19 protein-coding genes are annotated in these 21669 nt (G+C 40.6%); 10 read left to right on the forward strand and 9 right to left on the reverse strand.

The window, feature by feature from the left end:
- The first annotated feature begins 2 nt into the window (after positions 1 to 2).
- The 4 genes from CH352_RS00640 to CH352_RS00655 all read left to right on the forward strand — a co-directional run bounded on the left by CH352_RS00640 (position 3) and on the right by CH352_RS00655 (position 5463).
- Positions 3 to 2651: a tetratricopeptide repeat protein gene (locus tag CH352_RS00640; protein ID WP_100708102.1), complete on the forward strand. Its 2649-nt coding sequence runs from the start codon at positions 3 to 5 to the stop codon at positions 2649 to 2651.
- Between the two features lie 208 nt (positions 2652 to 2859).
- Complete coding sequence (locus tag CH352_RS00645) at positions 2860 to 4188, forward strand: hemolysin family protein (RefSeq protein ID WP_100708103.1); 1329 nt, start codon at positions 2860 to 2862, stop codon at positions 4186 to 4188.
- 36 nt (positions 4189 to 4224) lie between these two features.
- Positions 4225 to 4764, forward strand: coding sequence for a phosphopantothenoylcysteine decarboxylase (locus CH352_RS00650; protein ID WP_100708104.1), 540 nt, complete (start codon positions 4225 to 4227; stop codon positions 4762 to 4764).
- Positions 4765 to 4779: 15 nt separating this feature from the next.
- Complete coding sequence (locus CH352_RS00655; RefSeq protein ID WP_100708105.1) at positions 4780 to 5463, forward strand: phosphopantothenoylcysteine decarboxylase domain-containing protein; 684 nt, start codon at positions 4780 to 4782, stop codon at positions 5461 to 5463.
- A 2-nt stretch (positions 5464 to 5465) separates the two neighbouring features.
- Here CH352_RS00655 and CH352_RS00660 read toward each other — a convergent pair whose 3' ends face one another.
- Genes CH352_RS00660 through CH352_RS00670 form a run of 3 tightly spaced genes read right to left on the reverse strand, consistent with a single transcriptional unit; the run spans position 5466 to position 7476 of the window.
- Positions 5466 to 5837 (reverse strand): STAS domain-containing protein, encoded by a 372-nt coding sequence (locus CH352_RS00660; protein ID WP_008589531.1) that lies wholly within the window; start codon positions 5835 to 5837, stop codon positions 5466 to 5468.
- A gap of 16 nt (positions 5838 to 5853) precedes the next feature.
- Positions 5854 to 6183: a hypothetical protein gene (locus tag CH352_RS00665; RefSeq protein ID WP_100708106.1), complete on the reverse strand. Its 330-nt coding sequence runs from the start codon at positions 6181 to 6183 to the stop codon at positions 5854 to 5856.
- Between the two features lie 3 nt (positions 6184 to 6186).
- Complete coding sequence (locus tag CH352_RS00670; RefSeq protein WP_100708107.1) at positions 6187 to 7476, reverse strand: homoserine dehydrogenase; 1290 nt, start codon at positions 7474 to 7476, stop codon at positions 6187 to 6189.
- 203 nt (positions 7477 to 7679) lie between these two features.
- Here CH352_RS00670 and CH352_RS00675 point away from each other — a divergent pair, with 203 nt between their 5' ends.
- The 3 genes from CH352_RS00675 to CH352_RS00685 are packed head-to-tail and all read left to right on the forward strand — an operon-like array spanning position 7680 to position 11721.
- Positions 7680 to 8267, forward strand: coding sequence for an LIC_10572 family protein (locus tag CH352_RS00675; protein WP_100708108.1), 588 nt, complete (start codon positions 7680 to 7682; stop codon positions 8265 to 8267).
- Between the two features lie 14 nt (positions 8268 to 8281).
- Positions 8282 to 10438: a tetratricopeptide repeat protein gene (locus tag CH352_RS00680; RefSeq protein WP_100708109.1), complete on the forward strand. Its 2157-nt coding sequence runs from the start codon at positions 8282 to 8284 to the stop codon at positions 10436 to 10438.
- Positions 10439 to 10452: 14 nt separating this feature from the next.
- A complete protein-coding gene (locus CH352_RS00685) occupies positions 10453 to 11721 on the forward strand; it encodes an amidohydrolase family protein (RefSeq protein ID WP_100708110.1) in 1269 nt (422 codons plus the stop codon).
- Here the strand turns inward: CH352_RS00685 and CH352_RS00690 are convergent.
- The gene (locus tag CH352_RS00690; RefSeq protein ID WP_100708135.1) at positions 11693 to 12229 is read right to left on the reverse strand and encodes a methylated-DNA--[protein]-cysteine S-methyltransferase; all 537 of its coding nucleotides are present in this window, start codon (positions 12227 to 12229) and stop codon (positions 11693 to 11695) included. The genes CH352_RS00685 and CH352_RS00690 overlap by 29 nt on opposite strands.
- Before the next feature lie 199 nt (positions 12230 to 12428).
- Here CH352_RS00690 and CH352_RS00695 point away from each other — a divergent pair, with 199 nt between their 5' ends.
- Positions 12429 to 13439: an LLM class flavin-dependent oxidoreductase gene (locus tag CH352_RS00695; protein ID WP_100708111.1), complete on the forward strand. Its 1011-nt coding sequence runs from the start codon at positions 12429 to 12431 to the stop codon at positions 13437 to 13439.
- 69 nt (positions 13440 to 13508) lie between these two features.
- Here the strand turns inward: CH352_RS00695 and CH352_RS00700 are convergent, their stop codons facing one another.
- From CH352_RS00700 to CH352_RS00710, 3 genes are all read right to left on the reverse strand, one after another.
- Positions 13509 to 14690 (reverse strand): acetyl-CoA C-acetyltransferase, encoded by a 1182-nt coding sequence (locus CH352_RS00700; protein WP_100708112.1) that lies wholly within the window; start codon positions 14688 to 14690, stop codon positions 13509 to 13511.
- A 94-nt stretch (positions 14691 to 14784) separates the two neighbouring features.
- Positions 14785 to 16812 carry a neutral/alkaline non-lysosomal ceramidase N-terminal domain-containing protein gene (locus tag CH352_RS00705; protein WP_100708113.1) on the reverse strand — a complete coding sequence of 676 codons (2028 nt, stop codon included), beginning with the start codon at positions 16810 to 16812 and terminating at the stop codon, positions 14785 to 14787.
- A 57-nt stretch (positions 16813 to 16869) separates the two neighbouring features.
- Positions 16870 to 17622: an acetoacetate decarboxylase family protein gene (locus tag CH352_RS00710; RefSeq protein WP_100708114.1), complete on the reverse strand. Its 753-nt coding sequence runs from the start codon at positions 17620 to 17622 to the stop codon at positions 16870 to 16872.
- Between the two features lie 160 nt (positions 17623 to 17782).
- Here CH352_RS00710 and CH352_RS00715 point away from each other — a divergent pair, with 160 nt between their 5' ends.
- Positions 17783 to 18403: a TetR/AcrR family transcriptional regulator gene (locus tag CH352_RS00715; RefSeq protein ID WP_100708115.1), complete on the forward strand. Its 621-nt coding sequence runs from the start codon at positions 17783 to 17785 to the stop codon at positions 18401 to 18403.
- The gene (locus CH352_RS00720; protein WP_100708116.1) at positions 18400 to 19320 is read left to right on the forward strand and encodes an alpha/beta fold hydrolase; all 921 of its coding nucleotides are present in this window, start codon (positions 18400 to 18402) and stop codon (positions 19318 to 19320) included. The genes CH352_RS00715 and CH352_RS00720 overlap by 4 nt, the downstream gene beginning before the upstream one ends.
- An 11-nt stretch (positions 19321 to 19331) precedes the next feature.
- On the opposite strand, the gene CH352_RS00725 is transcribed toward CH352_RS00720, so the two are convergent.
- Both CH352_RS00725 and CH352_RS00730 read right to left on the reverse strand, forming a co-directional pair.
- Positions 19332 to 19667: a rhodanese-like domain-containing protein gene (locus CH352_RS00725; RefSeq protein ID WP_100708117.1), complete on the reverse strand. Its 336-nt coding sequence runs from the start codon at positions 19665 to 19667 to the stop codon at positions 19332 to 19334.
- 21 nt (positions 19668 to 19688) lie between these two features.
- The gene (locus CH352_RS00730; protein WP_100708118.1) at positions 19689 to 21629 is read right to left on the reverse strand and encodes an ABC-F family ATP-binding cassette domain-containing protein; all 1941 of its coding nucleotides are present in this window, start codon (positions 21627 to 21629) and stop codon (positions 19689 to 19691) included.
- Positions 21630 to 21669 lie beyond the last annotated feature (40 nt).

Below are 21669 nucleotides of genomic sequence, written 5' to 3' on the forward strand. Positions count from 1 at the left end.
CCTTGCAAAATGCAATTTTAAATATTCGTAAAGTAGGCGGCGTTAGCCTAATTTTCAAGTATATTCCATTTTTATTAATTTCATTCTGTTCTTTTTGCACATCTTTGTCCGCCCAAAGTCGCAACGACTACGGTTGGACAGGGTCTCCGGGCAATTTTTACCTATTGATGGATGGAAAAAATGTTCTGACAAAGGAAACCGATTTTAATTCCTTTCCAGAAGGTCTAAACGGTGTCCAAAAATCGGAGTTTGCTCTTTTAGCGGGAGAATATCTACTTCTTAACAAAGATTCCGGAAAATTCTCCAACCTGATCAATACTATCCGAAAGGAAAAAGATCTAGGTTTTGCGGAAGTTCTTTTGCTTTATTTCCAAGATATCTACTTCTCCAAAAAGTCCAACGGGGAGAATTTTCTAAAAGTTTGGAATCCACCTGCAGGAGATACTTATCAAAAGGAATTAGTTGAATCTACGCGTAACGTTCTTCTTCATAAAAAATCGGCAGATAAGATCAAATGTTCTCCTAAGAAACAATATTATTCTCTTTGTAGGATGCTTCGTCTCGGAAGTTATATGGCGGATTTTAAACTTTCAGATCCGAATCACGATAGAGAATATACAAATCTACAAAGAATACTTTCGCCTTTTCCCGGAGTTACCGATCCGGAGGAGAAAGAGCTAAAACATATTCCTTTCTTGTCCAATTTTCTTCCCAATATTGCAGATTATCTTTCCGAGTTGGGATTTGCCAGAGATGCGATCCAATTTTCTAAAATAGGGATTGTTTCTGAAAATTTGGGTGGCAGAATGCTTTCTCATTCTTACGAGAAATTAGCTTACTACTACTTGGTGGATGGAGATCCCAATTCCGCGGAAAAAGTTTTAAAATACATTATAGAAAGACAAGGGGAGATGGCTCCCGCCTATAAGAATTCATTGTATCTGAAGTTAGGAACTCTTGCTTATTTGCAAGGTGAACCTTCAAGAGCGCTCGAATATTATTTGAATTTAGATTTTTTGCATTGGTCCACTAAGATACTTCATCCGTTTTTAGGCGAGCCCATCCCGATCAATAGCGCTCGTGACTTAATGTCTGTAGCTATTTGGAAATCCAAAAATTCTCATAAGGCAGTGGATGCTCTGCAATCAGTCAGCACTCCTAAAAATCTGACGGAAGACGATCTATTTACTAAATTAAGAATTATTCAAATACTATCGGAAGATGAACCTGAAGTAGCTTCCAAACTTGCGATGGATTTGAGCTTTCTCGCGCAAAGTAAGGGATGGAGAAGGGTTGAATATTCCGCCACATTACTTCATGGCTTCTTACAGTTGAAAACGAATAATCTCAGAAAAGCGATTATAGAATTTACCAAGGCAGGAGGGATTTTAAAAGAAGATCCTTCTTACAAAGAAGAATGGATCCGCTTGAACGGATTATTCCTTTCTCATAAAGAATCCTCTAATCTTAGAGGAGTAAAAAGTTTCTTAGACCAGGCTCTTAAAATTTCCGCTTCCGGTATTGTGGATGATAAAACTTTTGAGATCAAAAACTATCTTCCTCCTTCCTTCGGAAGCAAAAGTTTAGAGAATTCCGCGATTGATTTTTATACTAGACATGGCTATGTAAACGATTTGCTTTCTTTTATGATCCATTATGAGGAAAATTCCGAACTTCAAGAAGAGGATTCTCCTCCTGATCTTGCAATCCTCAAAACGCATATTAGAATTTCTAGATATAAAGGATTTTATCCTCCGGGACGAGAGCCTTGGAAATCCGCTTGGTCTGAAATGAGAACCAAAGAATCCGCACGTGTTAGAGAAGAATCGGATCCTCTCAGAAATGCAAATTTCAAAAAGTTAACTCACCCGCTAATTGCAGTTTTTGTGAAGGATAAGAGAGTATTTCTATTTCACAAAGATGGGGATTCTTCCGAGTTGGAAGCAAGAGAGTTGAATACGGACAATCCTACGAGTTATACTGCTCAATCAGCTTTTAGAAGTGCGATGGATTCCTTTTCTAAAAAGGACAAGATCCAGATATACTTGAATTCTCCGGGAGTGGAAGCAGCAGAATATTTAAGAAAAGAATTCCCCGATTCTGAGATTAAGCTATTCCTTCGTTTCGATAAAAGAGACGAATCTGATTCAGCTAAAAAAGTATTTGGCCCTGCTTGTGAGAACCTGTTCCCTAAAAATCTTCCGGAAGGAGACGGGCATTTGGGCTGGCAATCTTTTCCATTACAATATTATGATGGATCTAAATTGCTCCAAGGAAAGTCGGCTCTTCTTGTTTGGAACATGAAGGTGACTTCTAAATCCCCTAACGGTCTTAGGGATTACGAATGGTCCTGCGGATCTGATTCTATTTCTTTCAGAAAGGCAAAACGTAGATTGGATTTTAGGAATTTGCCGGATAGGATTGCCTTCACAAAAGACTCGCTTAGCGGTTCCGGCTGGGGGGATAAATCTGAGGATTTTTTAGACTGGGCCAGGTTCTGGTTATCCGCAGGAACTTCTCGCCTTTACTTCGTTAAATACTGGAATCCTGAGTCGGAATCCGACATAAATTTATTAGAGAGACTCGCAAATGAAAACGGGGACCCGAATTTGAATTCAAGAGTCCTCAAAATGGTCCGAAATGCGGAATAACCCTTCAAAGCCAAGTTCGGTAAAAGGGTAAAATTTCATTTTTTCGTCTCCAAAACACTCGACAACGCACCGTTTTTCAGGGATGGTATCACAGATAGATGGACCCCGACAGTAGAAGCCGGATTTTTCCGGACCAAAGCGATATTTTTCCCACCTTGTTTTATTCTTTCGATCTAGCAATCTGCCTATTTGGAAGATCTTGCCGTTAATGGACGTGATTGGATTTTTCGTAATACTACTTCTTATATTCGCCAACGGATTTTTTGTGTCCGCAGAATTTGCCTTGGTCTCGATCAGACCTTCTCGCCTGGAAGAATTGATCAGGGACGGCATACCTATGGCAATGCTTACCAAAAAAGCGGCTAGCATGTTGAATGATATGCTCTCTGTCTGTCAGGTGGGGATCACAATTGCAAGCTTACTCTTAGGTTGGGTGGGAGAAGGTTATCTCTCCAGTTGGATAGAACCTATTTTTCATTACGCAGGCTATCCTGATTCCGATTTAACGGTCCATGGAGTTGCAGTTGCGATCTCATTTGCATTGATCACATTTTTGCATATTCTTTTGGGTGAACTTCTTCCTAAAACAGTAGCGATCCAAAAAACTGAAACCTTGGCCTTGGTGACAAGTGCGCCTATATTCTTCTTTTATTATCTGTTTTTCCCTATTACGTTTTTCTTAAATGGAATGACTTCTTTTCTTTTGAAGATGATCGGATTTAAGGAAGATTCGCATCGTATCATACATTCTCCTGAAGAATTGATGATCCTGATCCAGGAACAAAACAAACAGGGAAATATTGACCAGGAAGAATTCCAGATCATCCAAAATACTTTCCAATTCTCTGAGCATTTGGCAAAAGACGTGATGACACATCGTTTGAGCATTGTAGGAATTCCTGCGGACAGTCAAATGGATGGAGTTCTTTCGGTCATTGCAGAACATCATTTTTCCAGATATCCTGTGTATGAAGGAACTACTGATAATATAGTAGGTATCGTCCACGTTCAGGCTTTCTTAGCTTGGCTTTCCGAATCTAAAAGGAATAAGAAGGCAAAAGTTACCACGATCATGCAACCTCCAATCGTGGTCCCGGAAGGTATGTCGATTGAGAAGGTGCTTCAAAAGTTGCGGGTCGCAAAACAACATATGGCGATCGTCATCGATGAGTATGGCGGAGTTTCCGGACTACTTACTATGGAAGATATAGTGGAAGAAGTTTTCGGTGAGATCCGGGACGAGACTGACGATCATGAAACGGATGCTGTTCCATCACATTCTCCCGATGCATTTGATATAGACGGTGAAACCGAGCTGGACGAACTAAAAGAGATCTTAACCGGAATCGAAGAAGAAGAGTTAAACGATATCCGCACTATCGCAGGTTTTATTTTAGAGAAGTTAGAGGATATGCCTAAGGAAGGAACCGTAGTTGCGATCCCCGAAGGTAAGCTGACCGTGGAAAAAATGGATGGAAACAAAATTATGACAGTCCGTTTTACTAGACTTTCTGCTCCTTCTTCTTTTGCGATTTAAGTTGTAAATCTACGAGATCGGTTTTGGATCTGCACTATGGACAAAAAGGACATTCTGATTGCAGTCAGCGGAAGTATCGCAGCCTTTAGGGCTTGTGAGCTAGTACGTAATCTTACCAAAGAAGGTTATCCTGTTTCAGTGATCATGACCCAGAATGCCACTAAGTTTATAGGTCCAATCACATTCGAGGCCCTCACCGGTAAAAAAGTCCAGGTAGATGAGTATGAGCAGGGAATGGCTCATATAGATGCGAGGAATCGTGCTGCGGTGATTGCTGTGGTTCCCGCTACCGCAAATATTATCGCTAAAATGGCGAACGGAATTGCGGACGATCTTGTAACTTCTACCTATCTTGCCGCGAAATGTCCTGTATTGGTTGCTCCTGCAATGAATCCGAATATGTTCACTCATCCTGCCACACAAAGGAACCTTGCGCGTCTGAAAGAAGACGGAGTGATTATCTTGGATCCTCAGGAAGGGGTTGTGGTTTGCGGTGACGAAGGTTACGGTAAACTAGCTGATGTTCCGGTAATGCAAAAAAAGATACTGGAATTGTATCTAAAAACTTCTAAATAAGATGTTCTTCAATTGGTGAAATATTCAAAAATTATAATAAGTTCGGGACCCACTAGAGAGTGGATCGATCCTGTGCGTTTTATTTCCAATGCCTCCTCCGGAAAAATGGGGTATTGTTTAGCCCAGGAAGCCGCCAATTTAGTAAAAGAAGTCGTTTATATCCGGGGATTGACAGAACCGAAATATTCCGAACCTAAAGATGCAAGAATTGTTAAGGTAGAAACCACTCTTGAAATGAGAGATGCAATTTTGAATGAAGTGACTTCTTCTTCTATTCTTATTATGGCTGCTGCCCCTGCGGACTTTCGTCCTAAGAATGCAAATGAATCCAAGATCAAAAAAGAAGAAGGTAGCGATACCTTAGTTCTGGAATTGATCAAAAACCCTGATATACTTGTTTCCGTTAATGAAAAGATCCATGCACAAAATCTGAAAGATGTGCTTCGTATTGGTTTCTCCGCTGAGACGGATCTTTTGGACCAAAATGCACTTGGCAAACTCGAAAGAAAAAATCTTGATTTTATCGTAGGAAATTACGTGGGCAAGGACTCCAAAGGTTTTGGAGACTTGGATACAAGCGTGATCATTTACGGAAAAGAAGGTTCCAAAAAGGAAATCGGTCCTGCGTCTAAGGAAATGATTGCCAAAGGTATTTTAGAATATTTGGATATTCTTTCTAAGCAAGAAAGTATTAGATAAAATTATTTAAAGACCGCTTTCGCCTCGTCCAGAGTATGATAGATCGCCACTTTTTTAGGTAATTCCATCAATCGGATCACATTCTCTAAAAAGTGATTTAACCCTCCGATTACAATCTTTCCGTTATGCTGATCTACTGTTTTGATCAACGTTAAAAGTGTCGCGACCCCAACACTATTAATATATTCCAAGGAAGAAAGGTCCAAGATGATCTCGTAGATCCCTTCGTCGAAAACGAAATTGATCTTTCTGGAAATTTCGAAAGCGTTCGTATTCGTCACTTTTCCGTTCATGATGACGATTAGAACTTCTTTGTCTCCGACGGAGTCTTTTTTAGTTTCTATGTATAGGCCTTCGAATTCCGTTTTTGCCATTTTATCCCGATCCGCGTTAAAGCATCATTGTTCCATCTTTGATGGTGGCTGTCAATTCCGTCCATCCGGAGACTTCTTCCGGTTTTGAATCCGTTTTGGCAGATCCGCGGTAGAGTATCCTAAGTCGTCCCTTCTCTTCGATTTCGCCTTCTAAGTCCAGATAGATCCTTCTATGATCACTCTTTCTTTGAAAAGTTATTTTCGATCCACTCTGGAGCGAGTCCCAATAGGAAGCGACTGTTCCGAAGGTGATTAGACGAGAATTTCCGTCAATATCCAAAAATAAATCCAAATGTGAATCCCCGAATCCTTCATGTAAGGATAATGTGCAGGGAAATTCGTTCATAATTTACAATTTGTCTTCCAAGCGGATTGCGACCGAAGGCTCTAAGACCACTTCGGAAGCATCTATCCTTCCTAAAGACGCAGAAATCGAAGCCTCCACACATGGATGTGTGACCACCACTACTTCTGCAGGTTCTTTTTCAGATTCATTTTGGCGAACAGAAGAAATAGAGACTCCGTTTGTTCCCAAATCTTTTGCAATTTCTGCCAGAACCCCCGGTTGGTCCAGGGTATTAAATCTCAGATAATATCTAGCTTCTGTTTGGTTCGCTTCAGATATGGATGCTTTTGGAAATCTGTTCTTTTCCATCGGAAGATTTTTGCCTCGCCTTGAGCCGTAATAGATCAGATCCGAGACCACTGCAGAGGCAGTCGGCAAAGCACCTGCTCCTTTTCCTACGATCAAACCAGGACCTGCAAATGCAGTCTTGTAATATACCGCATTCGTCTCATTCATAACACTCGCAAATGCATGGTGTTTGGGGATCATTACCGGTTGGACTCTGGCTTCTACCTTGCCGTCTAATTTTCTTACAAGGCCGAGTAACTTTATTCTGTACCCCAGGTCGGAAGCGAACGAAATATCCAGTCGTGTAATCTTTGTTATACCTTCGACTACTATGTTTTGTAAAGGTATCTTTTCTCCGAAGGCCAAAGATCCTAAAATGCTGATCTTATGAGCGGTATCAATACCTTCTACGTCGAAGCTTGGATCTGCTTCTGCAAATCCCTTTTCCTGAGCGAGTTTTAAAGCTTCTTTATAATCTAAACCTTCTGTCTCCATTTTAGAAAGAATGAAGTTAGTTGTTCCGTTTAAGATCCCGTAAAGTCCAAGGATTCTATCTCCTGCCAAACAATTTCGTATGGCTCGGATGATCGGAATGGAACCTCCTACAGAAGCTTCGAATCCAATTTCGGTATGGTTCTCTTCTGCAGTTTTATAAATAATCTCTCCTTTTTCGGAAAGGAGCGCTTTGTTAGCTGTGATTACGGTCTGTTTGGATTGTAAGGCAGCTAATACGATCTCTTCGGAGATTGTTGTACCTCCTACAAGTTCGATGATTGTATCGATTTCGGGGTTTCCCACCACTTGTTTGTAATCGTCTGTTATTTTTACTTTGGAAAATAATTTCGAAATAGGGGCGATTTTAGAGGGAGTTCGGGTACAAATTGTATGTACATTTAGGGAGATACCGTATTCTTTTTCGAATCTTACGGATTCTTCCGAAAGAATTTTAAGAACTCCTGAGCCGACCGTGCCTGCGCCAATTAATCCGATTCGAATCGTCTGCATTCTGGGACAATCCTTTCGGCTATACTGGAAACATTCGACCTTTTTTAAGTATGTGTAGGGGCTTTCCTTTCGGCCTGGCGGTTTTTTCTTTACTAAATGAGCTAGTCTTGGTAGAGATTCTTTTACGGACGATTTTATAATTCGTTTAGGGCCTTTTAAGAGAAGAAGGTCCAAATCCATCGACTGAAAGGATAATCCACTTTATGGCGAACCGTCGTAAGCCTCCCCGCAAAACTTCCGGGAATAAAAAACAAGAATCTTCCCACAAACACCCAGGCGGAGGAAACCGCGGCCATCAGCAGAAAAAAAGACCGGATCACGGTCGTTCGAATCGCCACCAACAACATACTGTAGCTACTAAAATTTCAGAAACTATGAAGGAACTTCCGATGAAGGCTCCTCATCAATCCGGAGGAAGTTCCGGCACTCTTGTAAAAGTGATCGGATTTCTCGCAGTCGCATTGATCGTTTTTTTCGGATACTTTATCGTTCAAGAATATTTGGATAAAACTCCTGTTTATGGAAAACATGGTTGGGACGAAGAAGCCGGATCTCCAGTAGCTTGGGAAGACGCAGTTCGTTATTGTTCCTCCAGAAGAAAGAGACTCCCGGATAAGGAAGAGCTTAAGACATTCTCTAAAAGAGCAGATAAAAAAATCAAAACCATCGGATTATTTTGGTCTACAAGCGCTGCCGGAGACAAAGGTGATTATATGACCGTAAACTTAGGCAGCGGAGATTTTTCTCCAAGTCCTAGCACGAACAAATTCGCAGTTATCTGTGTAAAATGATGCTTTGACCTGTCATGGCTGTTTTAACTTTTTCCAGCGTTAGTTATCTTGCCGGATTTGTTCTTTCCGGGCTCTGCGCTTTTTTTCTTTTAATTAGAAAGGAAAAGTACGAAACAACCTTACATTTAGGGTGGGTATTCTTATATTGCGCCTTACTTGAGCTTTCATTTTTGCTCGGGACTTCCTTTTTTCATCCTCTTTCTTTTTTGCATAGGTGGGTTTCGCTTCCTTCCGCGTTTTTGCTCTGTGCCCATCTTTGTTTGTATTTTTTTCTGCTAAACCCACAAGCCTCCGAAAAAACAGGAAGGATCTTATTAGGGGCTGGATACTTTCTGGCCTCAAGTATTTTGGTCCTACATATCGTCGGGACAATATTTTCCAAACCAGTTTATGATTTTGGTGGAGGAGTCTATGACGTAATCCATAGGGCCGACGAAAGAGTGATCTTTTGGTTTGGCATACTTTATGTTTCTGTAATATTGCTCTTTGGAGTTTGGAGAGGTTTTCAAGCTTATAGATCAGATATACAGTTGATGGCACTTTCTCTTTGGGTGCCTTTTTTACTTCTTCTTGGGACTACTATACTTTTTCATTTTAAAGAGATCGCTTATCCGATAGACAGAGCCATCGGACTTTCGTTTTGGAATCCAATTTTTCTAACTGCATTATTTTTAGCATGGTTGATCCATCTGAGAGCCTCCGGAGAAGCTTTTAGTCTCAGATCTCCTGTTTTACTCGGCATCATATTGTTATTATTGTTTGTATTCCAAGGAAGCAGTTGGTTATTTTTACAACCTGGATTGGAATCTTTTAACGAAACAGTTAAGGAAAGGTTGAAGGCGCAGGATCTTTCTCCGGATTCATATTCACTTTCGGTGCAAGACAATGATGGGTTTGTATTGACTACTTCCGGAGGATTGGAGACTTCTTTTTTTGCAGAATCCAAAAGAGATTTGATCCTTTCTTTTATTTGGAATAATCCTTCTGCTTTGAATAAAGATTTTCCTTCCTATGCAAAGGTTGCAGAGTCTTTAAAGGGTTCCGAGAAATATTCTGAAAATCTAATAATCTTCTCTAAAGGTTTGGAGAAGATCCGTAAAAAAATCAGAAATCTTCCTCCTAAAGATATCCGAGATGGAATTTTGGAACAGATCTCTCCTGACGGTAAGGAGGAGAAGTTTGCATTATTCTTAAAAATACTTTCCGGTTCCGTTAAGAATTCCTCTGCAGAGGGAGAATCTTTGCGCAATTTTACGTTGGATCAGATGAGGGAGCTCATTCCTGAAGGGGAGCCTCGTTTCAGGAGGATCCAAGGGCTTGCGATGGGAGAATATTATTATTCCATAATTCAAAAATCTCCAGGTAAAACTCAGATGAAAGAAATCGGTATTCCTTATCAGGAATTCCTTGCTTTCGAGACTGGGTTACTGAAAAAGCCGGTTCTCGCGTTTTTAATTTGTCTTCTTCTTTTTTCCATAGCAATCAACTCGTTTTTCTCCTTCTTCGTAATCTATCCTTTGGATAGATTGTATTCCGCACTGGAGCTTGCTACTGAGGGAGACTTACAAAGAGAATTGCATCCGGAAGCCTGGGATGAGATCGGAAGTTTAGCGGATCAATTTAATAGGATGATACATTCTATTCGAACGGAAGAAGTTTCCGAACATTCTTCTTTGGGTCGGATTGAAACTTCGCCCAGACAGAGCGGAGGAATTTCTTCTTGGAAAGAGATCTCAGATCGGATCAAAAGAACTAGTTCAGTTTCCGAATTGAGAAAATTTCTTTCTGATCTGCAAGGAAGCCAAGAGTCGCATCCGGTCCGTTCTAAGTTAATTTTGAAGCTTGGATTGAAGATCAAGGATTATCAAACCGCTTATCTGGCTGCCCGGGAATTAAGAGAGATGGGGATTGTGAAAGATCCTGAGATGCTTTTTATTCTTTCTTATTGTGCTAAAAAAACGGGAGATATCCAAGAGGCAATCCGCTTGTCGGAAGAGTTGAGATCTATTTCGGAAAGTCATACCCAAAACAATCTTCATCTTGCGGATATGTATTATCATACAAATCGTTTGGATGAGGCCAGAGATCTCGCGATCCAAATTCGTAAAGAGCAAGGACCTTCTGCGGCAGTTACGAAACTTTTGAATGCGATAGAAAAAAAAAGCGCCTGAGATAAACTGGGCTTATGGCTCCTCAGATTCGAAAAATTTCGGGAAAATTCCAAAACTCTAAAGGATCTTTTATAGGCACAGTGGAGCTGGACCCGAAAACAGGGCTCATACTCTCCGTCCAGAAAGACAGAGTATTAAAATCTTCTAATGCAGAAGAACTTGTATTCGATCCAAACAAGTTTGTGATCTTTTCCGGATTCGGCGATATTCATGTTCACGCGAGAGAGGACGAATCCGGAAAACATAAATACAAAGAGGATTTTTTATCCGCAGGAAATGCTGCGATCAACGGAGGTGTGATCCATATTGCAGACATGCCCAATAATCCGATCCCTCCTACTGACGATATAACCTATTCTAAAAAGAGGGAACTTGCAGATCATTCTCCTATTCGGATTACTTTATATGCCGGTATAGGTCCTCATACAAAACCTCTTAAAGCTCACGTTCCGTATAAAGCGTTCATGGGTCCTTCGATCGGTGAATTATTTTTTTATTCAAACGAGCAGTTAGAAGAGACAATCCGCCATTACAAAGGTTGCAATGTTAGTTTTCATTGCGAAGATCCTGAAATTTTAGAGAAGAACCAAAACGAAACATATCATGAAGATAGAAGGCCTGCTATTGCGGAAACTTTGGCTACCGACTTCGCACTCTATTTGATCGAAAAATATGAGCTGGTCGGAAAGTTATGCCATTATTCAACGGAAGAAGGTTTAAAGAAGATCATAGACGCTAGAAAGAGGGGAGTCAAAGTAAAATGTGAGGTAACTCCTACTCATTTATATTTTGATCGAACCATGCTCACTGACGAAAACCGTCATTGGTTCCAGATGAATCCACCAGTAAGAGGACCGGAAGACAAAGAGGCCTTACTCCACGGAGTCAAAGAAGGTTGGATCGACTACTTAGCCACTGATCATGCTCCACATTCTATAGAAGAAAAATTAAAGGGCACATCCGGTATTTCCCAACTGGATACTTATTCTTTATTCGTAACCTGGCTACACAAGAAAGCAGGAGTCTCTTTGGAAAAAATTTCTGAAATTTGTGCAGAGAATCCTGGAGATTTCGTGGCAGAGTTTTTGCCAGAAGAATATGGAAAAGGTTTTGGAAAGATAGAAGAAGGTTATTGTGGAAGTTTTACCGTTCTGGATTTTCAAACTCCAACTACATTCAAAAAAGAAGATATAAAAAGTAAAAGTGGTTGGTCTCCTTTCGAAGGTGTTACTTTTCCTGGAAGTATCGCTGCTGTTATTCACCTCGGAAAAAAGGTAAAATAGGAGAATCGGAAAATTTTTGCTCTAATTCGAGTAGGAATTTTTTTCTCCAAAGGCCTCCACCGTAACCGGTAAGATCTCCACTTTTGCCTACGATCCTATGACATGGGATCAATATAGCGATCCGATTTTCTCCATTCGCCTTTGCAACTGCGCGAACTGCGTTTTTGTCACCGATCCTGATTGCCTGGGCCTCGTAAGAATTTGTCTTTCCATAAACTACTGAATGCAGAGCTTCCCATGCTTTTTTCTGAAAGTCAGTGCCTAAAACTATGAGAGGGACATCGAATTCTTTTCTTTTACCTTCGAAATATTCTTGGAGTTGTTCCTCTAAAAGAGAGAAAAACTTACTTTCTCCTGGTTGGATATCCTCTCCAAAAACTTTTTTGAGCCGAGTGAGTTGGAGCTCCAATCTCTCTTTTTCAGTGAATTCTAAAAGACAGATACCTTCTTCCACGGCACCCGCGAGAAGCATTCCTAGAGGGGATTGGATTTCTTTGCTGAGGATCATTTCTGTGTCTAAGTATAGAAGATTTTTTGAATTTAGCACAACCTGAAAATTGCTGTAAAATATCTTACTCCGGATCTTAAAATTTAATTAGAAGCCGACCTAAGGTCAAATACCCGATCAAGCGTTTTTGCCTAGATCTGCGTTAGCTTCGTCTAAGTAATGGAAAACAATACATGGGTGGTCAAGTCTGCATTCTAATATGATCCGATTAAGTGTTTTAGATCAGTCTCCAATTCGTAAAGGAGGGACCGCATTTCAAGCGGTCCAGGAAACGATCGAACTTGCTAAACTTACCGATAGACTGGGTTATCATAGATATTGGGTTTCAGAACATCATAATATTCTAGGACTAGCCGGATCTTCTCCTGAAGTTTTGATTTCTCATCTTGCAGGTGAAACGAAAGGTATCCGCATGGGTTCCGGTGGGATCATGCTTCCAAATCATAGTTCTCTTAAGGTGGCCGAAAATTTTAGAATGCTCGAGACTTTATTTCCGGGAAGGATAGATTTGGGACTCGGCAGGGCGCCAGGGGGAGATCGACTAACAGCCGCTATATTGAATCCTTCTAATAGTTTTGTTCAAAATGATTTTATCCAACAACTGATGGATTTACGGGATTTCTTGACGGACAATGCGGAACCTGATTCAATCCAGGAGAAGGTAAAAGCGATTCCCGTTGCGGAAACTTGTCCTGAACTTTGGATCTTAACTTCCAGCGGAGAAAGCGCTTTGATCGCCGCTCATTTTGGAATGGCTCTGTCTTTCGCACAATTTATCAATCCAACAGGAGGATATGCAAGTATCCGGGCTTACAAAGAAAGATTCCAACCTTCAGATGCGCTTCCAACACCTCGGGCAAGTGTAGGAATTTTTGTTTTATGTGCGGAAACAAAAGAGAAGGCGGAAGAACTACAGGCTGTAATGGATAGGCAACTTTTAAACATTGAAAAAGGAATTAGCGAGGGTATACTTTCTTACGAAGAAATCAAGCCTTACGTGTATTCGGATATGGAAAGGGTCAGGTTATTGCATAATCGAGGCCGAATGATCGCAGGAACCCCCGATACAGTAAAAAAAAGGATCGTGGATCTGACCGGGGAATATGGAATAGATGAAGTAGTGGTCTCTACGATTACATATGATTTTAAAGATAGGGTTCGTTCTTACGAACTTTTGGCAGAAGCTTTCGAATTGGAAAATAGATTATAAAAGCGTAAACTAGGGAAGTGAGAACTGGACTAGGTCCTGCAAATCAAGCGGGACCTAGTCTTTTTTTTATTATGCTTCCGGGTTTTCCAGAACAATAGCGATTCCTTGACCGCCGCCGATACATAGAGAAGCGACTCCGTATTTCGCCTTTCTTCTTCTAAGTTCGTAAGCTAAAGTGATGGTTACTCGTGCGCCACTTGCTCCAAGCGGATGTCCGATTGCAACTGCTCCACCGTTTACGTTTGTGATCTCAGGATTTAGGCCTAATTCTTTTTGGACTGCAAGATACTGAGCTGCAAACGCTTCGTTTACTTCTACAAGACTCATGTCTGAAAGTTTTAAGCCCGCTTTTTTAAGAGCGATCGGAATTGCTAATGCAGGTCCGATTCCCATTTTAGCAGGATCACATCCTGCATGTCCGTACCCTCTGATAATCGCCAAAGGTTTTTTACCGATCTTTTTAGCGTAAGAAGCGGAAGTAATGATAGTCGCTGCTGCTCCGTCGTTCAGACCGGATGCGTTTCCAGCGGTAACTGTTCCACCTTCTCTAAAAGCAGGTCTTAATCCTGAAAGTTTTTCGATAGAAGCTGCACCTTTAACAAATTCATCTTTTTCTAATGTAACCGGTTTTTTTCCGCCGACAGTTACGGGAAGGATCTCTTCTTTTAGTCTACCTTCGACCGTAGCTTTTTCAGCTCTGGTTTGGGAGATGCCAGCCCATTCATCTTGTTCCGCTCTGCTAATTTTGTATTGGTCTGCAAGATTTTCCGCAGTCGCACCCATGATGAGTCCAACGTATTGGTCAGTTAAACCTTGCTCTAATGAATCTTCGAATTCGGCGGAACCGTATTTAACTCCCCATCTCGCGTTACGCACAACATAAGGTGCATTGCTCATGGATTCTGATCCGCCTGCAAGAACTGCTTCCGATTCTCCCAAGTAGATTTTTTTAGCCGCTTGTATGATTGCTTCCATTCCGGAACCGCAAAGTCTGTTTAAAGTCAAAGCTGGAACTGTAATTGGTAATCCGGTTTTGAGTCCTATATGTCTCGCTAAATAAATAGCTTCTTTTCCTGTAGGGACTACGTTTCCGAAAATAGACTCACCTATATCGGAAGGATTGACTCCTGTTCTTTCCAGCAAAGACTTAGAAACTAAAACTCCTAAGTCTACTGCGCTTACATCTTTTAATGTCCCGCCGAAATTTCCGAAAGGGGTGCGGATCCCGTCCAACAAAACTGCTTCTTCCATTTTTCCAGTCCTAAAAATATTAACATTACGCAGTTACTAACTGCAGATCAATACGGTGTACTACCATTCCATTTTACGTCGTTTTCGAGTCATACTATTTTAATTCGAATTCGGGGCAATCAATGGAGAATGGGACTTCTTTTCCTTCATTATCAATATAGGAAGAAGAATGCCTCAGCCTATAAACTCCAGCAGCATCATTCTTATCTGTTTCCCAAACCAATTTGATCTTATCATCAAACAAAGGTAAGAAAGATTTTTTATAATAGAATTTAGTAGGCCAACTGGAATCCATATAAACAGTAACCCACTTATCTGCTTCTTTCTTTTCCACATCGAAATAGGATCTTTGTTTCGGATAAGAGATATTCGGATTTACGGAACTCACTTCGCAAGAAACTGATTCACCGATTCTCGCAATACTTTCGTTTGGAGTTTTGACCTTAGGAGTAAAAGAAGAGATCTTATCTCTATTAGGAATATCAGTGCCGATAACTGTTGCACTTAGATCCTTAGGAAAAGGTCCTTGGTTACTTGTTTTGTTTTGCAAAAGATCATTTGCGAGTCTATCATATTCCTGTCTGAAAAGATCTAAGCTAAATGGACCATGTAGAGTATGACCACCCTCGTATTGTTGGGTAGAATATTCTTCCTTAGTAGTGATGTATCCCGCAAAATCGTTGGTTAATCCTGAAAGAGCAATATCTTTGATCTTAGATCCTAAGACTTTTTTAACTGTTTCTTTCATTCTTCTGCTGGACATTGTTGTGACTTCGTTAGGTGAAACGATCAAAGCGAAGTCACCGATTGTAGCAAGCCCTAAAGGTAGAATTTGAGAAAGAGAAGGGTCCGGTTTTGTTTCTCCCATTGGGAACAGGATCGCTTTAGGTTTTTGGCATACTCTTAATTCTTCGCTTGGTGCTTGTAATAATCTTGCCGCCAACCAATCAATATAGAATTTTCTATCCTCGTCCTTCATCCCTTCGTGGAAAAGCCAATGTCCTCCGCCTTCTTCCGTAGAGCCTGCAGCCAAAGCATATCCGTATGCGGATAAACAGGTCCTTTCGTCTTTTCCAGTTTCTGAAAACTCCTTACGAACAATTGAGTTTGGCATATCTATAAAAGATTGTGTATAACTAAGACCGGAAGGTAAGATTCTAAGTTTATCATCATTTAGAATTTTAGAACTCGCAAGATATTGTCTTTCTCCAATAATTTTGGTGCTCTCGAACATATCTTTTCCAGGACCGGTATTGTTCAGATTTAGGTTTGGAGTAACATCTCCTTCGTTTGCTTGTGCAAAGATCGCGATAAAATCTTTTTGTCCTCTTTTCGAAGCTTCAAATTCTGAAAGATAAGATGCATATCCCTTATTGTCCGTAGACACCAAATGATTGTCGAAGGTCATACTTGTTGTATGCACTCCGAACCAGTTTACGATCCCGATTACACCTCTTCTTGTGTTCACCGAGATTTGGATCATAGTTTTATCCGTATCCGAGTTATACTTATCTCTTTCTTCTTTAGGATTTGCTTGGTAGGCCACTAAGGAACGGTTCACTCCTGCGCCTTCTACAGTTGTGCTTCCAATTAACAACTGAGCTATTTCCCTTTTAGAATAAGCCTCTTTGATCGCTTGAAAGATACCGTTTACGATTACCGAATAATATTCAGGGAAAAACTTAGTAGTATATATTGAATTTTGAATATAATGAAAGAACCCGGCAGGAGCGCTATGAGTATGTGATGCGTTCAGAAGTACATTCGCTAAATTAAAATTAGGATCTACTTCCTTTTTCAGTCTAGCAACTACATCCCTTTGCACTTCATGAGGAACTCCGCCTAACTCTGCAGTTACGTATGCCAATACTTTTCCGGTTTTAGGATCTTTGATGACCAAGGCCCTGGCGAATTGTCGGAGATGTATACCTTCTCCTTTCTGCCCTTCTTGTGCATAACCCCAGAACATGATCCCTGTTGGGGGTCCTGTTATATCTACTTTGGACATTCCCGCCTCGAAATTAAAATCTTTAATCTGAGGCTTGGCGGTTCCGGAAAATGTAGGACCGGAAAGAAACAAAAACAAGAACGGAAGAATAATCGCTAAATGGAACTTCTTCATTACAGGACTCCTGTCGGATTTTTATAGAAAGTATTTTATTAAATTCGAATGTTCAGCTTATTCAACATGTTCTGCAATAGGGAAGGTGAGATGAAAAGGAGAAGCTCCGATTCCTGTTCTCATTCCTCCGCCTTTTATAAAGTCCGGAAAGATAGTTTCATCCGACCAAACGGATTCTATCCTTGCGAATTTTCCCTTACCTGTGCCAATAAATGCAGTACTTAGTTTGGATCCATCTTCCGCTTTTTGTAAAAGAACATAAGGAAGAATAGAAGTGCTCACGGGAAAATTAAAACCTAACGTTCGGATCTTGATCTTGAAAAACGTTTTTCCGTCTCTGGAAACTTCTATCTTAGTTACCGAGCCTTCTTTTTTCCAAATAAAGTCTGCTCTTTCTTTCGGGATTGCCCAGTTACGAATTCCTTCTTCTACTGAAGTTTGGCTAGACACAAAAATACGAGTGATCCTTTTGTAATTTGTATCTTTGTGTTCGAAATTTCCCGGAATGTATAAAAGTTCGTAATAAGGTCCTACATCGGATCTTTCATAATTCACTAACATCAATGAACCAAGTCCTCCTTTGAAAGACTTGCGATCTTCTTCGTCCAAAAATGCCATTTCCGAATTGTAGGACTTCCTACCGAACAGTGGGAATAGGAATCCTTCTCCCGTTAATGTCCAAGGAGCCGGAAAATGTCTCTTAGGGGATTGGGCTTTGCTCTTCGTATTTGTGGCTTTTTTAAGGGAATGTTGTGTAGTTTTTGAGACTTTGGTCTTTGGTTTAACCTTGGAAGATGCGGTTGCTTTCATTCTAGGGGTCCATTTCTATCTTTTTTGTATCCTATACTAGGAAAATCCCCAATTTTGAAAAGGAAACTCTTGAACATCCTGCCCATTTTTGGGATAACTGGACAATGGGGACGATATTCGAGCCGTTCTCGGCTTTCGATTGTCCTGAAGGCAAAAAATTATGACTGCAGTAGCTGCTCCGCGCCCTAGAAGGCGCACTAGAAATAGTTTAAATAAAGAATCCATCGTCCAAGCGGCTTTGGACATACTGAACGAAGAGGGAATCGATGGGCTTTCCATGAGAAGGATCGCCGAAAAGTTGGATTGTAGCGTAGCAAGTCCCTATTCTCACTTTAAAAGCCAACAAGATATCATTAAAATTATTATTTCCCAGGGAGAAGCTCAGTTAACAGAAACTCTGAGAGCTTCTAGACTGAACGGAAAAAACTCTTACGAAAAATTAACCCTGATCGCAAGGGCATACTACGATTTTTCTGGGAATAACCAAGAATTACATAAGGTAATGTTCAACACGGTTCATGGCCATATGCACAGAAAAGCTTTCCCAAAACTTCCGACCAGTTACCGCGTATTTTTGGAAACTATCCGAGCGGGCGTTAGATCGGGAGAATTCAAGATCAGAGAGGAAGATTATCCTTCTCTCGCGAGAACAATGTATTCTTGGATGTACGGTCTTATAGTGCTGGATATGACTGGAATGTTGAAGAAAAGGGGGGTTTCCGGCGATCCTCTTGACGAAGGCTTTTTATTTTTCCGTAAAATTCTTTTAGACAAAGAATGAGAAAGAAATATCTCCTCGCTTTAGCGGCACTTGTACTCATAATACTTGCCGCTTTACCATTCGTACGTTCTACGGAAAAAATCGAGTTAAACGAATCGATCCGTTCCGGAGTCTCCGGACAATTTGCAGAACTTCCTTTGGGCTGGACTCATTACGAATTGTCCGGACCTGAAAAAGGAAATCTTGTAGTACTAGTTCACGGATTTTCCACTCCATATTTTATCTGGGATCCTGTTCAAAAATCACTGACGGATGCAGGTTATAAGGTTTTACGTTTCGATCTTTATGGTAGAGGATATTCTGACAGACCGGATACAGTTTATGATCTGGACCTATTTACTACTCAGATATCTGATCTATTAAATTTTCTGCATATAAGCGGATCATTCGATATAATGGGACTTTCTATGGGAGGTCCTATAGTTGCTCATTATGTTTCTAAACATCCTGACCAGATCAAAAAAGTGGTTTTGGTAGATCCGTTTACTTCAAAGACAAATACGTTTCCTCTGACCGTTCCCTTGATCGGAGAATATTTGAGCTCCGTTGTTTATATTCCTTCTTTACCGAAAGGTATCTCTGCCGATTTTGTGGATCCTTCTAAAGTTCCGAGTGGCTGGGTGGAGAAGTATGAGACTCAACTTAGCTTTAAAGGTTTTGGAAGAGCTATCCTTTCCACAATCCGGAATATTATTTCTTTCGATCCTAAGCCTGAATTTGAAAAGTTGGCCATAACTAAAAAGCAAGTACTGGTTTTTTGGGGAGATCAGGACCATACTACTCCTTTAGAGAAGGGAGAGTATGTTAAGGAACTTTTGAATGCTGAATTTGTTTTGGTGAAGGATGCAGGGCATCTACCTCATATAGAAAAGCCGGAAGTAGTTCTTCCGGCCATCTCTAAGTTTTTGTCCAAATAAATTATAAATTCTTAATATTTCGCTAGAGAAGGATCCACTTCGTCAGAATACAAAAGGATCCCGCCATCTAGATTAAATACTTTGGAAAACCCTGTGGATTTTAAAACCCCGCAGGCATTTGCGGATCTCGCTCCTGAACGGCAATATACTATAATTTCTTTTCCAGAAGATTTCCAAGAGTCCAATTCTCCTATACGAGAAGGTAATTCGGAAACAGGTATTAAAAGATCCGTTCCATCGATAGTGCAGATCTCTTGTTCGTTCGGGTTACGCACGTCCAGAAGGTAAAAATCGTCGCTTCCTGATTTTCTAGCATCTAATCTGTTTTTTAATTCTTTCGGATTCATTCAGTCTCCTTATTATCAACTCTATACTACGGAAGAAAGTTCTTCCATTTCGATTTGCAGTTTTTCCCAGGTTTCGGTCAACTTAGAGATCTCTTTTTTGGTCTCATTATAAGTGTCTAATTCCATTTGATAACTGCGCTTTTTATAAAACTCCGGATCTGCAAGAAGTTCCTCGGAGTTCGATTTATTCTTTTCTAATAGAGCGATCTTAGCTTCGATTTGTTCTATTTCTTTTTGTAATTTTTTAACACGATTTTTGTCAGCGTTCTTTTGCGATCTGCTTTTGTTTTCACTGCCTGCATTTTCGACCGGGGCTTTAACTGTAAAACCGCCTTCCGCTTCCAATTCTTCAGGAGGAAATTTTAGATAATCCGAAAAGCTTGTATTCAGGTCTTTTACTTTTCCATTCGAAACGGAAACAGTCCTCGTGCATAGATCCTTCAAAAAATCAGGATCGTGAGAGATCACTAAAACTGCTCCAGGATATTCTTGAAGCGCTCGTTTTAAATTGTCTCTTACTACCAAGTCTAAGTGGTTAGTAGGCTCGTCCAAAAATAAAGTATTCGAAGGGAATCTTACTAAAAGAGCCAGTCTCAATCTGCTTTGTTCTCCTCCGGAGAGAAGTCCCACTTTTTTGAAAACCCGATCGTCGCTGAAAGAAAAATAACCCAATAGTTTTCGAGCTTCCACATCGGGAAGGTCAGGATACACTGAAAGAATCGTTTCTAAAAGATTTTTTTCAGGATCCAAGTGTTCATGGTGGTTTTGGGAGAAGTAGCCGATCTTTGTTTTAGGTCCGAAAGTGACTGAGCCTTCTGTTAATTTATGAATACCTAATATGTTTCTTAAAAATGTGGATTTCCCTGCACCATTCGGGCCGATGATCGCGATCTTGTCTCCATTAGAAACATGAAGTTCCGCATTTGAGAAAATATTCTTCCCGCCTTTTTCATAAGCAAAGGAAGCATTCTCAATTCTAAAGGAAAGATTTCCACAAGGAGTATAATTGAACCTGTATTCTGTTTTAGAATTCCAGAAGGAATCTTCAGGTTCTTCTACCTTATCCCTTTTTTCCAATCGTTTGATAACACTTTGGACTGCTTTTGCTTTTGTGGCCTTGGAGCGGAATCGTTCTATCCACTCGGTCCTTTTCTTTAAGTAAGCTTCTTCTTTTTTGAATTGAAGTCTTAACTTATCTAAAAGTTCGTTTTTATGTTCGAAGTAATCTTCTAAAGTCCCTTTAAATTCAAGAACACCGGAAGGATTCAATTCAGCGATTGTATCAGTGGTTACATTCAAAAACTCGGGATCATGAGTTACTAAAACAAAAGAACGATTAGTGTTGACCAGATATTCGGCGAGCCAGGTTTTAGAGGCATGATCTAAGTGATTAGTAGGTTCATCCAAAAGAAGAAGGTTCCCTGGATTCAAAATTGCGATCGCGAGCCCAAGCCTGTGCTGGTAGCCGGGAGAAAATTCTTTTACCTTCTTCTCCATTTGATCATTAGAAAAACCTAAACCACCAATGATCTTTTTTGCCTGAGCTTCCAATTCATGAACGCCATAAGTAAATGCGTATTCTTCTAATTGGCTTTGTTCTTCTAATAAGGATGTAAACTCGGGAGAATCATGATCCGTGCGGTCCATTCTTGCGTGAATGTCCTCGGCACGTTTTATATATTCATTATAATGTTTATGTTTAGAAAGTGCAGTATCGATCACCCTTGCTTCGAAATTGAAATCAGGGATCTGTTGGAATAAGGAGATCTCAGTATGTTTGGAGCGACTGACTAAACCTTCCTCTGGATTTAGTTCTCCAACTGCCATTTTGAATAGAGTGGATTTACCTGAGCCGTTAGGTCCTACTAAGGCAATCTTGGAGCCTGGTTTTATATGCCAGGAGAAGTTTTCGAAAAGTGTGGAGCTACCGAACCGGTGCTTGATATCGATGAATTGTAGCATGGTTCCTGAGAATATGAGATCCCTCCGCACGAGTCCGCGG

The sequence above is a fragment of the Leptospira hartskeerlii genome (genome assembly GCF_002811475.1).
Classification (GTDB): domain Bacteria; phylum Spirochaetota; class Leptospiria; order Leptospirales; family Leptospiraceae; genus Leptospira_B; species Leptospira_B hartskeerlii.